Source organism: Verrucomicrobiota bacterium (assembly GCA_037139415.1).
Lineage (GTDB): Bacteria > Verrucomicrobiota > Verrucomicrobiia > Limisphaerales > Fontisphaeraceae > JBAXGN01.
Genome location: JBAXGN010000090.1, coordinates 17113 through 30486 on the forward strand (window position 1 = coordinate 17113; position 13374 = coordinate 30486).

The window sequence follows — 13374 nt, forward strand, 5'->3', positions numbered from 1 at the left end:
GAGAGGGGATTCCGCTTCCGGCGTTCTGAAAGTTTCCAGAGCCTTGGTTGCGCGCCCGCGTTGCGGATGTAATTACGGAAAGACAATTTTTGTAAATCCAGTGTAAAACCAAATGAAGACTCAAACCTTGAAGCAATCTCCCTCAGCCGGGTAATGCCCACCCTCTCCCCAAGGGAGAGGGCCGGGGTGAGGGGGTACCAAGCCTTATTCATCTCCCACCCCCTAAACCTTTCACTCCCGCTTTCTCCGCCTCCCTCCGCGCCAGCTCTTGCAGCCAGTGCGCGGCATTGGCTTTGGCTTCCTCTGGCGTGGTGAGGTCCGTCAGCCCGTTTACAGAGCGGAACAGTTTCTTTAACTGCTTATGCCCGGCAACGGTGCCGCATAACCCAATGCAGGGGACCTTGGCTTGGCGGCACAACGCGCCCAACTCGCCCACGCCTTTGCCCATCAGCGTGGAGCCGTCCATCGCGCCTTCGCCGGTGATGACCAGGTCCGCTCTGCGCAAGCGTTGTGGCAGGCGGGTCCGCTTGGCGAACAGTGCAAAGCCGGGCGCGGCCTGGGCGTTCAGAAAAGCCAGCAGCCCAAAGCCCAGCCCCCCGGCGGCACCGGCTCCCGGTTCCTTGGCCAAGTCACGGCCAAATTGTTGGCGCACCACCCTGGCGAGCTGTTGCAGCGCGGCATCGGCGATGGGCAGATCCTCCGGCCGCAGTCCTTTCTGGGGACCGTAAATCCGTGAGCAACCACGCGCTCCCAGCAACGGGTTCTGCACATCCACGGCCACGATGACGTTTGGGAAAAGCGGTCCGCGCGTCGGCGGAAGGATTCGTTTCAGCCGGGACAACTCCGTCCAGCGCGATAACGCGTTGTGCTCGCCATCCAGGAACACCCAGCCCAGCGCACGCGCCAGCCCAAAGCCGCCGTCGTTGGTCGCGCTGCCGCCAATCCCGATGATGCACGTGCGCGCCTGCTTCTCCGCCGCATTGAAAAGCATCGTGCCCAACCCCCGCGTGTCCAGTTGGAACGGATGGAACTGCCCCGGCGGCAGCATGGCCAGGCCAACCGTGCGGGCGGATTCGATGATCGCCGTGCGGGTCTTGGCTTCCCACCACCAGGCGGATTCGCACGGGCGCTGCGCGGCATCCACCGTCTGGACGCGTTGCTCCTGGCCGCCCACGTGCGCGCTGAGCAATTCGCCGAAGCCATCCCCACCGTCGCTCATGGGGAATTGCTCCAGCCGGTCACCCGGCCGGCTCGCGTGCCAACCCGCCGCCATCGCGGCGGCGGCCTCGCGGGCGCTCAAGGTGCCTTTGAACTTATCCGGGATGATCAGGATTCGCAGCAATTTCATGCGTCGTTAAACTCCTCGGGTGGCTCGGGCATCCACCAAATGACCACCATCGGCGGAATGAACAACATCCCGATCAACAACAGCGTCGTCTGGAAGTTACCGCCCGCAGTGATCTTGCCGCCATAGATCGTGGCGAACGCCGAGAACAGCCGGCCGATATTATAACAGAAGCCCGCCCCCGTAGTGCGCAGCAGCGTGGGGAACAACGGCGGCAGATACATCGTGAACAACCCGAACAGCCCGCTCCAGAACCCGATGAACGGCAGCCAGAAACCCGTGAGCGTCTGATAATCCCAATGCGGCACGAACGCGCCCACGAACGTCGCCACAAACCCCGCGAACATCAGCGACATCGCCTTGCGATATCCCAGCCAGCGCGCCAGCCCGCCCGAAACGTAATTGCCCAGGATGCTGATGAGGATCACCCAGAAGAACGTCTTGGCCACCAGCCCGCGCTTGGCCTCCATCGTCCACGTGCCCAACTCCGGCAGCGCCAGAATGTGTTGCGGATACCAGAACATGAACGCCCACCAACCGGACAGCGACGTGGCGCACACAATAATGGCCAGGATCGTCGTGCGCCGCACCTCGCCCCGGAACAAATCCAGCAGCTTGGGCTCATGATGCCGCGCCTGCTCCCGCGCCTGCTGCCACTCCACCGGCTCGGGCACCTGCCGGCGAATCCAATACACCACCAGCGCCGGCACAATGCCCACCAGGAACACATACCGCTCCGGCAAACCCTTCATCGAATACGCCGTCGCCGTCGCCAGCAGAATGCCGAGGTTCACACCGGTTTGCAGCACGGCGGCGATCCACGGTCGCCAACGCTTGGGCCACGTCTCCGAAAGCAGCGCCGAGCCAATCGCCCATTCCCCGCCCACCCCCAGCGCAGCGAGGAACCGGAAGATCAGCAAATGCCACCACTCCGTGGCGAGAAAGGACAGGCCGGTGAACAGCGCGTACGTCAGGATCGTCAGGCACAACGCCCGGCTGCGGCCCAGCAGGTCGCCCACCCGCCCAAAGCACGCGCCGCCCAGCGCCCAGCCAATCAGGAAGGACGCCTGAATCCACGAACTCTTCTCCTTGACCAGGTTATCGCTCGTCGTCGCCGCGCCCACCAAGTGCATGACAAAGGGCGCGGCCACCAACGTGTACAAGTGCAACTCCAACCCATCAAAGAACCAGCCCAACCAGGCGGCGATGCCTGATTTCCATTGTTGCGGCGACAAATCCCGCAACCGGCGGACCGGTGGCTTGGCTGGCGAAATCACGTTGAAGTTGTACCGACTGCGCCCGGCAAGTGCCAGCGCAAAAACCGGCAAGGCGCGCCCGCGAAACAACGCCGTCGCGGCCAGATCAGGGTAAAGCGGGGAGGGAGGGAGTTTGGTTGGAGGCGCAGGGGATTGGTTATGAATGACCTTGGCTACCCGCAGTTGTTGGATGTTAAATTATCCAACAAGCCTTGCTGGTTTTGAAATGAATTTGCATGCACTCGTATTGATCTGAATCGTCAACGAGATGCATCTCGATGCCATTGGCGAACACAACGACTAATAGTCTGTCAGTTCTTACCTCGCAACGGGTGATCTTCGTGTTCATTATGTTGTAGAAAGCGGCATCTGGCCATTTCCCCTCTTCCCAGTGGCCGATCATCTCACTTCCCCGGAACAGGTTCACGGGGGAAGTAATGCCGAAGTCAACTTCTCCGAACGAAAATTGGAGATCAAACTGTCCCACCCTGATCTGGGTCGTGAACTCTCCGATAGCCAGGGAAAGGTCAAGTTCTTTGGGTATTCTGTACATAGGCTTCAGTCCAGCAGTATTCTTGAACTAACATTCGTTCACGCTTTCCGCTGGCCAGTTGGTTTTCATGGCACCGACCATCCCCCCAAACGCCGCTCAGGTCAATGCGAAACGGCCAAACCATGGTCAAGCGAGCAGGCAGGGGGTTTGGTTGGAGGCGCAGGGAATTGGTTGTGGGCTGAGCATGGCCATGTTATAGGTGAATCCCTTTTAATAATCGGGGATAAGTGGTCTTTCTTTCCGTTTTTCCAGCCACAATTGAGGCCGGATGACATTCCTATCGAAATAGTGGATTGGAGAAAAAAATGCCACGAAGAAGTCTGAGGAGAGGGATTTATAGAAGGCCTGATAACCAATAGTGGTTACCTCAACACGATTTCGAGGATCAGGGGTATTTGAAACATACCGTGGTTGGCGTTGAACCGTTATTGTTTTGAGATAGGTAACCGGCTCTACTGTGCAAAAGTATGTGACAACGTAAACGGCAGCCAAACCGATTGCTGCGGCGATGGTAATGATGAGACTTCGGTAGTTCACGGTCTATTCTTGATCGCCCACTTCGTTCATGGTTTCCGGTAGCCCGTTGGTTTTCATGGCACCGACCATCCCCCCAAAGGCCGCTCGGGTCAATGCGAAACGGCCGCCGTTGAGGCGGCCGTTCGCGGCTTGCCTCTGCTCACAAACTCATGTGGCTGATCGGGTCGCTCCAATCGCTTTTGCGGGTGGAACCGCCCACGGCGCGGACCTGGATGCTGTAGTTGGTGCCCGGCGTCAGACCGTCGAGGAGTATGTCGCGGGAGCTGGTGAATAACCCGCCCATCTGCCAGGGGCCGAGCGTGCCACCGGCGGCGATCACGGCATAACGCACCTCGTAGCAACGGGCATTGGCGATGGCTTTGACGCGGATTTTGAGTTGGCCGCTGTTGCCGTTTTCCACGCGCACATCGGCGGGCTTGGGCAAGGGAGTGGAGGGGCTGTGGCCGCTCACGGCTTCAAAGCCGCTGCTGAGCAAGAGGGCCAGGTCATCACCGCAATGTTCCTGGACGTGACCGGCCAGCTTGCGCAGCAGGGTCACCAGGATCGCGCGCTTGTTGTTTTTATCCGCCGTGGCCGCCTTGCCGCCATCGGGTTGGGCGGCGATGGCGTTGGTGAAGTCCGTCACCGCCGCCTGCAATGCCACTTTCGTCACGGGCGGGTTGGCATAGGCGGGGATGTCAAAGAGTTGGGCCAGGACGCGCCCGCCCGTTTCCTCCAGGGAGTGGTCGGGGGCATTGGTGAAGCCGAGTAATACTCGCAGATGAGTCATATGTTTATACGGTTGAGGTTCCGGCACATTACCATTCCAGACCAAGCCGCGGTCACCCCACCGAAACGGGGTGCCGTCCGGGTAGGTGCCGTTCCAGGTAAGGGGGGTAGGTGCCATGAGTTTGTTTATTGGTTAGTTTTGATGGTTTTGCAGGGTGAAAGGGTCAAAAATCGGGAAAATCCGGCTAACTCACTGGAAAACAAGGCCTTGTGCGTTCGGCGTCCGGCTTTGGGTGACGCGGACAAGCCTTTTTTCGAGCCGGACAAGGTCTTGTGCAAGCCGGACAAGGTCTTGTCTGCAACGGACAAGGTCTTGTCTGCAACGGACAAGGTCTTGTCTGCAACGGACAAGGTCTTGTTTGCCACGGACAAGGTCTTGTTTGCCTTGGACAAGGTCTTGTCTGAGCCGGACAAGGTCTTGTTTGTCACGGACAGGGTCTTTTTTAAGCGGGAAAGGGTCTTTTTTAAGCGGGAAAGGGTTGCCTGCCGGTGCCAAGGGGTTGGGGGCGGGGATGACAAAAGGGTGCCCTTCACGCTGGAAAGCGCTTCCGTAGTTCCGCCGGGTGTATGGGCGGAAACTGCATCGAATATCCTACCTGGGTACATGCGGTCCATGCTCGATTGACAGTGATCTTGCACGGAAGGTACCCATTCAGCTTAGGACTGACAAGCATTATTTGTCAGAAATTTTTGGTGCGCTGCCGCCCGGCAGTTCGTGGGGTGCCAGGGTTTGGCAGCGGGAATGGACGTCGTGCCCGGTGGCGCGTTGGAAGTTGGCGAAGTCCGCCGGGGGGAAGGTGTGCCCGTTGTAGGTGAATCCGCCGAGGTCGTAGAGGTTGTTATCGCCGTGCCAGACGGCGGTGGTGCCGCAGGTCAGCCGCACGGCGTTGCCGCCGCAGAGCAGGCTGTGGTCGAGGGTGACTTCCCCCGTGACGTTCCAGGTCAATCCCTGGGTCGTCAGCCGGGTGGCTTGCAGGATGCTGTTGCGGAGCACTTCAAATTGCCGGGGTTTATCGCCGCGATAGATCACCTGGACATTGTCCATGGTGACGCGCGTGGTTTGGTTGGATTTGGCTTGGCCCATGATGGTGACGGGGTGCGCCGCCGTGGTGGGGAGGATCAGGGAGTTGCGCAGCTCAAAGGTGGTCTCTTCCAGGGCGAAGAATTCATAGCCCCGGTTGCCTTCCAGGCGGAGATGGTTGAGTTTGCAACGGCTCCGGCCGATGTTGCAGACGCCGGTGGCGTTGCCGCGGGCCTCGAAGCCATCCACTTCAAACTCGCAGGTTTCATGGGCGCTGAGGCCATCGTCGCCGTTGTCAATGGCCTTGATGTTCTCGAAGCGCACGTCGCGGCTGGAGTTGTGGAGGTTGAAGCCGTCGTTGATGAACCGGGTGCAGGTGAGGTTGCGAATGATCAGGTGCTCGTTGGTGCTGCCGCTGATGCCCACGCCGTTGGAGCGGTGGGGAATCTCAATGCCGGCCTCGGCCAGCGCCTGGCCGGGGGCGAGGCGCAGGTAGAACGCCTTGCCTTCCGCCTGATAGGTCCATTGGCCGGGCGCGAGTTCGCCGGGCTTTTTGAACGGGGCGCGGGCGCCTTTGCTGACGCGGTCCATGTATTGAATCTGCCCTTTGAAAATAAAGAACATGCGCAGGAGCACGGCGTCATCGCCGCGCACCGTGGCAAAGAGGGAATCGCTGCGGTACAGGCCATCGCCCAGGTCCACCCAGGCTTTGGGATCGAGCGGTTCCACGCCCGTGAGAGTGGCGCCGTGACCGTCAATGATCAGCGGCTTGCCGGGCGCGCCCGAGCGTTTGTTTAACAGGATGCTTTCGTGATAGGGTCGGTTGAGGTTGGCCAGGTGAACAGTATCCCCGGCCTTCGCGAGGGCGATGCCGCGTGCGATGGTCTTCACCGGCCCCGCCGGGCTGGCGGCGACGGTTTGCGCCAGGCCGTTGAAGGTATCTTGGCCATGATCCGGGTCCACGTAGATGTCCCGCGCCAGCGCCGTCAACGCCGGGCCGACCACCAACAGCATCATCCAGCGTAGCGGTTTCATTTCGTTGTTCTTTCCGTATTCCGTTGCGTCATTGCGGCGCGACATTGATGCCGGCATCCCTGAATTTCAAGTTTGGTTTTTGATTGAAAGTTGACGGGGCTGGTTTAGCGTTTGCCCTAATGAAATCGCGTATCCAGATTACGGTATTGCTGATGCTTGCCAGCTTGGTCCAGGTCCGGGCCGGGGAACCGCTGGTCCAGGAATGGGTCTTCACCCAGGAATCCGCCCGCAAAGAGTGGACGGCCAACGGCCACATCAAAGACGTGAAGCCCACCCGCGATGGCATCTCCTTTCGGACGGAAGGGAGCGACCCCATCTTTACGCTCCAGACCATGCTCAACGTTCCCGCCACCCCCTGGCAGATGGTGGAGATTTGTTTGAAAGCCGACCATGACGGAGTCGGGGAACTGTTCTGGAGCAACACTCAGGAAGGCAAGTATGGCGGGTTCACCTCGGAAAAGGTGACACGCTACACCGCCACCGGCGGCACCAATTGGCAAACCATCCGGCTGCTGCCATTTTGGCAGACGGAAAAACGCATCATGCGCTTGCGCCTGGATGTGTACGACGGCACCCGGTTTGAACTGGCCTCCATCCGGATTGTGGACCTGATGACGGACGCGGCGCCGGTCAAACCAGACTTTGATTTCACGCAGGGCGGATGTGGTTGGCTTCCGCTGGATGGCGCAACCGGCACGACGAACAAGCTCGGCGTCATCGTGGGTTTGCCCACCAGCCGCAGCTTCTTCCTCTCGCCCGCCGTCCAGTTTTCGAGCGAAGATGCCGCGTATCTGGCCGTGCGCCTGGCCGCCACCAAAGGGCGCACCGGCAAGTTGTATTTTGCCACCGACCAATCGCCCGGCTGGCAAACGGTGGCGTTTCCCATCACGGCGGATGGCCGCCCGCACACCTACAATCTGGATATGCTGACGGTGGAGAAATGGCGGGGCCGCATTGTCGCACTCGGGTTGCGCCCGACGGATGCGACCAATACCGCCAGCATGGTCAACTGGCTGCGCGTGGGCACGGGACCGCAAGGTTCGGCGCAAATCCAGGTCCTGTCGTTTGGCCTGGATGAAGCCTTGCCGCGGGTCGGCGGCGAATATCGGATACTGGCGCACCTGGTTAACACCGGCGGCGCGCCGCTCACGGGACTCCAGGCCGAGTTGACCTTACCCAAGGGGGCCATTGCCGTGGTGAAGCCGCTGCACGGGGCGCTGACCAACCAACTCGCCTTTGGCGAGACCCTGGATCTCGCCTGGCGCTTCAAGCCGGCGGCGCCGATCTCTGGCGATGCGGTGCTGCGGCTCACCGCCTCCGCCGCCAATCCGGTTACCACCCAGGCGCCGATGCGCGTCACTCCCACGCTGCGCCTGGAAAAAGCATCCTATGTTCCCGAGCCGAAACCGGTGCGTGGTCCTTACGAGGTGGGCGCATATTATTATCCCGGCTGGCAGGATGCGAGCCGCTGGCAGCCCCTCCAGAATTTTCCCGAGCGCAAGCCGGTGCTGGGTTGGTACGCCGAAGGCAGCCCGGAGGTCGCCGACTGGCATATCAAATGGGCCGTGGAGCATGGCATCACCTTCTTTGCCTACGATTGGTATTGGAGTCAGGGAGCACGCCACAACGAACACGGGCTGCACGACGGCTATTTCAAGGCGCGCTATCGCAATCTGTTGAAGTTCTGCCTGCTCTGGGCGAATCATAACCCGAAAAACACCTCATCCCAGGCGGATTGCCTGGCGGTCACCCGCTATTGGATCACCAATTATTTCAAGCGGCCCGAGCATCTCACCGTCGAGGGTAAGCCGGTGATGATTATTTTCAGCGAGGATCGCCTTGCCTCAGACCTCGGCGTGGAAGGCGTAAAAACGGCCTTCGAGGCGATGCGCGCCGAATGTCGCCAGGCGGGCTTGCCCGGCCTGTATCTCGTCACCTGTGTGAACAGCGTGGGGCAGGCCCGACGGGCCGCGCAGCAGGGGTACGATGCCGTGAGCGCCTACAACTGGCCGCATCTCGGCGCGGCGGCGGATGAAAAGGCCGCTCCGTATTCCACCTTGATCGGTGGCTACTATCGTCAGTGGCAACACATCGTGTCCGAGACCGCCATCCCGCTGATGCTGCCGATCTGCGGCGGCTGGGATAGCCGGCCATGGCATGGCGATAACGCGTTGGTGCGGTATGAACGCACCCCGGAATTATTCCGCCAACACCTGCTCGATGCCCGGTCGTTCATGGACCAGGTCCAGAAGCCATCCCCGGTCACCCGCTTTGCGTTGGTGGAGGCATGGAATGAATGGGGGGAAGGCTCCTATATCGAGCCGCATCAACAATACGGTTTCAGCTATCTGGATGCCATTCGTGAGGTATTTTCCGGTGCCACGAATGCGCACGTGGATTTCGGTCCGGCGGATGTCGGCATGGGGCCGTATGAGGTCCCGACCATGGAACCATCGAAAACGGCCTGGGAATTTACCCAGGCGACGGAGGTGTGGAATTCGCACATGCATCTGGATGACGTAAAAGTGGTGGAAGGGGCGTTGACCGGGCGTTCCGTGGGCAATGATCCCGCGTTCTTTAGCCCGCCCTTAAAGGTCCAGTCCGCCCAGTTTGGGAAAATCCAACTGCGCATGAAGCTGACCGATACCACCGGCCAGGGTTTCAAGGATCAGGGGCAGATGTTCTGGAGCACCGCGCGTTTGCACGAAAGCGAAGCCACCAGTATGCGCTTTGAAGTTGCCGGGGATGGTCAATGGCACGACTACGAAGTGCCGGTAAGCCAAAGCAAACGCTGGCAGGGAACCATCACCCGGCTGCGGCTGGACCCCTGCAACCGCGCTGGCGTCCAGATCGCCGTGGATTACCTGCGCCTGGTCAAATGAACTGGTTCCGTTTCAGTTTCCTGCTGTTGGCCGCCGGAACGGTTTACGCCGCCCCGCTGCCCGATCTGGGTTCCCTCAAGCCGGATCTCGTCATCCCGGAATTGCGCGAGGGCAAGCCCGCGCCCGGCCACCGCGTGCGCCAGACCTTGCCGGGCTATGCCGGCACACGCGTCTATCATGTGCTCTATCTGCCGGAGGATTGGCAGCCGGGCCGCCGTTACCCGGTGATTGCCGAATACGCCGGCAATGGTGGATATACCAATCGCTATGGCGACATCAGCCTGGGCTGGCCGGAAAACTCACGGCTGGGCTACGGGCTGTCTGGCGGACGCGGCTGCCTGTGGATTTGCCTGCCGTACATCGTGGGGCGCGGGAATGAACGCGCGAACACCAACCGCTGGTGGGGAGACATTGCCGAGACGGTGGGTTACTGCCAGGCAGCCATGCGCTGGCTGGCCGCAGAATACGGCGCGGACACCAACCGCCTGGTCCTGGCCGGATTTTCGCGCGGGGCCATCGGGTGCAACGTGCTCGGGCTGCACGACGAGGAAACCAGCTGGCTCTGGCGGGCGTTCTTTGCCCACAGCCATTACGACGGCGTTAATACCAACTGGCCGTATCAGGGCGCCGACCGCGCCTCCGCCCTGGAGCGGTTGCAGCGATTGCGCGGTCGCCCCCAATGGATCAGCCAGGAAGGCGGCGTGAAGGCCACCGAGGACTATTTGCGGACAATCAAGATTCCCGGTGACTTCACCTTTGTGCCCCTTCCCTTCCGCAACCATACCGACGCCTGGGTGCTGTACGACCTCCCGGAACGCCGCCAGGCCCGGGAATGGCTGGCGCGTGTGATGCAGATGCCTTAAACGTCTCGGCTTGCAATGGGGAATATTTGCGGCACGACCCCAGTCAATTCCGATGTATCTGCGCAATAATATGGTCTCATTTAAGGCGTTGTTCTAGTCGAACCCATTTTTCGGTTTAGCGGTCCGGTTATCCGCTTAGGGCGCCCGGAGGCGATAGAAACGTCCGGGATGGTTTGTCCACTGAGGATCGCTGAAATAGGACGATCCGCTGGTGAGGGTGTCGGTGTAGACCGGCACCCAGGCGGGATTGACCAAGTTGGTGCTGGCCTCCATAATGAGAGTCCGGCCGTCCGCCCAAAGGACATTGAAGCCGAACTGATTCGTCCGCACCCCGAAATTGCCATCCATGGTCACGACTTGCGGTTTCCACAGTGCAGTCGGGTGCCCGCTGAAGGTTGCGCCCCAGTCCGCGGTATCCGCCAAGTAATAAACGGTCACATTGGTCACGCCGTCGAACACCGACAATCCACAGCTCGGGGCGTTCCCCTGGAAACACAGTTCCTTCAGGCTGGTGCAGTTGTTAAACACCCCGTCCGAAATATTCGTGAGGCGGCTGGAGATCGTGCATCGGGTCAGGTTAACGCAAGAATCGAAGGCCCAGGACCCGAGGTTGGTGACGCTGTTGGGTATCCTGATGTCGGTTAGGCGCGGGCAAAATGCGAAGGTATAACTTCCAAGGTTGCGGACGCTGTTGCCGATGGTGACGCTGGTTAGATTGGTACAGGAACTGAACGCCTCGTCCTCGAGGTTGGTGATGTAGTTGGGAATCGTAACGCGGGTCAGCCCGGTGCAGAAAGCGAACGCACTATCTCCAATACTAGTGGCGCTGTCAGCGATCGTGATGTCAGTTAGTGCAGTGCAGTATCTGAACGCAGAAAACCCGATGCGCGTCACGCTATCGGGGATGGTGTAACTGCCCGCTTTGCCACCCGGGCATTGGATAAGCGTGGTGCGGTTCTGGTTGAACAAGACCCCAGCCGCACTGCCATAAACGGAATTAAGCGCATCCACCGTGATGGTCATCAGTCGGGGGCAGGCACCAAAGGCATCCTCACCGATGTTGGTGACGCCGTTGCCGATTGCAACGCTGGTCAGACCAACGCATTCATAGAACGCCGCCTCCCCGATGCTCGTAACGCTGGCGGGGATCGGGTAGCTGCCCGCTTTACCGCCCGGATATTGTATAAGCGTGGTCTGGTTCAAGTTGAACAATATCCCTTCCACACTGCTATAGATGGTATTGGACGCATCCACCGTGATGGCCGTCAAACTGGGACAGTCACCGAACGCCTCGGCCCCGATGTTAGTCACGCTGTTAGGAATCGTGACGCTGGTCAGGCTGGAGCAGTCACCAAACCCATCTTCCCCAATGCTGGTCACGCTGGCGGGGATGGTGTAATTGCCGGCTTTACCCCCCGGACATTGGATGAGGGTGGTCAGGTTCTGGTTGAATAAGACCCCAGCCACACTCGCATAGACGGAATTACGGACATCCACCGTGATGGCTGTCAAATTGGGGCAGTCACCGAACGCCTCAACTCCAATGTTCGTGACGCTCTCAGGAATCGTGACGCTGGTCAGGCCCGTGCTGGAACCGAAGGCCGCATGCCCAATGTCGGTGACGATTATACCGTGAATGAAGGAAGGGATGATAACCATGCCCTCAAGCCCGTTGTATTGGGTAATGGTGATCGTGCCGTTATTGGTCAGGCAGGTGTATTGGGCGCTCAACACCGTGGGAATCATCAAAAGCAGGCGGAGGGTCAGAAGTTTCACGGCGTATTTCATAAAGCTGGGGTTCAAAGGAATCTCATTCGCATACTACCGATTGTTCATGCATGTGAGTTTAGGGGCGGACACTCGCCCCAGCAATGGGGTGTTAACCCCATCGCTTACCGCAACGCGACAAGTGAAAGCATCAAATGTGCCAAAAGTAAATTCCTATCAGTTTGACTACGACAAACGCTAAATGAGATATTTTTCCCGTAAAATGGTACTACCTCGCGAACGCTGCACCATGATAAACTTTAGCTGAGCAGATCGGAATAACAAATTATGGCACTAATTCATAAACGTCGAAACGCTCGCCCGCGCACGCCGTTTGCACAGGCCAACTTTCTCAAGTTGGTTCCGGGACACACGCACCTGCGTGCGCGGTTACGAATAATCGTTCGCCTGCTGTTGGCCATAGCCGGCGTGATCGTGGCAGGCGCACATGGGGCAGACGCTCCGCCGCAATCCATACCTGTGCGCGGCGGCATAGCTCAGTGGCGTGGAGTGGATTTCCCTATCTATCCGGGCGTGAACGAGGTGACTGCGCTCGGCGCGGGAGTGAGTTACCGCCTTGCCGTAGCCAATCGTAAAGAGGGTGATGCGTTGGGGAGCAAAATCGCTGCCTTCTATGCGAATAAGCAGATCGGCACGAACGCCATTCTCTCCGAAATCCGCAAGCGCACGTTCCGCGACTACACGAGCTTTGCCAACAACGTGACCACGACCACCAACCGTGGCGCGGCCGTCAACATCAACGCCACCATCAATCAGGTTTTGGTGCGGCTCCAGCCGAATAGCGCGCCGCCGATGCTGGCCTATCCAAAGGGGCCGTTTCAAGCCGACTGGAACTCGCTGAGCAATTACTGTGTGCCGCGATGGTATCGCGATGCCAAGTTCGGCATCTGGGCTCACTGGGGACCCGAGAGCGTTCCTGAGGCGGGGGATTGGTACGGACGCAACTTGTACCTCCAAGGGCACGAGCAAAATAAAATCCACCTGCAACGCTACGGCCACCCTTCGAAATTTGGCTTTAAAGATATTATCCACCTATGGAAGGCGGAGAACTTTAATCCGGAAAAGTTGGTGAACCTTTATAAAAGCATGGGCGCACGTTATTTTGTTGCTCAAGCCGTGTTCCACGACAACTTTGATAACTGGAACTCGAAATACCAGCCATGGAATGCGGTGAACATGGGACCGCAACGAGACATCATTGGGGCCTGGGCGGACGCGGCACGAAAAGCGGGTTTGCCTTTTGGAATGTCGGTGCATGCCCGCAGCGCCTACACCTTATATGTTCCCTGCGATGAATTTGATCACAAGCGTCATGATTGTCCGGCA

The 13374-nt window shown here is 59.4% G+C and carries 10 protein-coding genes; 5 read left to right on the plus strand and 5 right to left on the minus strand.

Annotated features, from left to right (window positions below; translation table 11 throughout):
* Positions 1-208: 208 nt before the first annotated feature.
* Positions 209-1348 (minus strand): glycerate kinase, encoded by a 1140-nt coding sequence (locus WCO56_16320; protein MEI7731143.1) that lies wholly within the window; start codon positions 1346-1348, stop codon positions 209-211.
* Positions 1345-2673 (minus strand): MFS transporter, encoded by a 1329-nt coding sequence (locus WCO56_16325; GenBank protein MEI7731144.1) that lies wholly within the window; start codon positions 2671-2673, stop codon positions 1345-1347. Before WCO56_16325 ends, WCO56_16320 begins: the two co-directional genes overlap by 4 nt.
* A gap of 319 nt (positions 2674-2992) precedes the next feature.
* Here WCO56_16325 and WCO56_16330 point away from each other — a divergent pair, with 319 nt between their 5' ends.
* Positions 2993-3478, plus strand: a complete 486-nt coding sequence (locus WCO56_16330; GenBank protein MEI7731145.1) for a hypothetical protein — start codon at positions 2993-2995, stop codon at positions 3476-3478.
* Positions 3479-3830: 352 nt separating this feature from the next.
* Here WCO56_16330 and WCO56_16335 read toward each other — a convergent pair whose 3' ends face one another.
* Positions 3831-4577 carry a fibronectin type III domain-containing protein gene (locus WCO56_16335; GenBank protein MEI7731146.1) on the minus strand — a complete coding sequence of 249 codons (747 nt, stop codon included), beginning with the start codon at positions 4575-4577 and terminating at the stop codon, positions 3831-3833.
* A gap of 21 nt (positions 4578-4598) precedes the next feature.
* Between WCO56_16335 and WCO56_16340 the strand changes: the two genes are divergently transcribed.
* Positions 4599-5084, plus strand: a complete 486-nt coding sequence (locus WCO56_16340) for a hypothetical protein (GenBank protein MEI7731147.1) — start codon at positions 4599-4601, stop codon at positions 5082-5084.
* 48 nt (positions 5085-5132) lie between these two features.
* Here the strand turns inward: WCO56_16340 and WCO56_16345 are convergent, their stop codons facing one another.
* Positions 5133-6515 carry a right-handed parallel beta-helix repeat-containing protein gene (locus WCO56_16345; GenBank protein ID MEI7731148.1) on the minus strand — a complete coding sequence of 461 codons (1383 nt, stop codon included), beginning with the start codon at positions 6513-6515 and terminating at the stop codon, positions 5133-5135.
* Between the two features lie 119 nt (positions 6516-6634).
* Here WCO56_16345 and WCO56_16350 point away from each other — a divergent pair, with 119 nt between their 5' ends.
* Positions 6635-9397, plus strand: a complete 2763-nt coding sequence (locus tag WCO56_16350) for a glycoside hydrolase family 99-like domain-containing protein (GenBank protein MEI7731149.1) — start codon at positions 6635-6637, stop codon at positions 9395-9397.
* The gene (locus WCO56_16355) at positions 9394-10260 is read left to right on the plus strand and encodes a hypothetical protein (GenBank protein ID MEI7731150.1); all 867 of its coding nucleotides are present in this window, start codon (positions 9394-9396) and stop codon (positions 10258-10260) included. Before WCO56_16350 ends, WCO56_16355 begins: the two co-directional genes overlap by 4 nt.
* Positions 10261-10395: 135 nt before the next feature.
* Here the strand turns inward: WCO56_16355 and WCO56_16360 are convergent, their stop codons facing one another.
* Positions 10396-12048, minus strand: coding sequence for a leucine-rich repeat domain-containing protein (locus WCO56_16360; protein MEI7731151.1), 1653 nt, complete (start codon positions 12046-12048; stop codon positions 10396-10398).
* A 267-nt stretch (positions 12049-12315) separates the two neighbouring features.
* On the opposite strand from WCO56_16360, the gene WCO56_16365 reads away from it, so the two are divergent.
* Positions 12316-13374 (plus strand): alpha-L-fucosidase (locus tag WCO56_16365; protein MEI7731152.1); only part of this gene is annotated, 1059 nt, incomplete at its 3' end.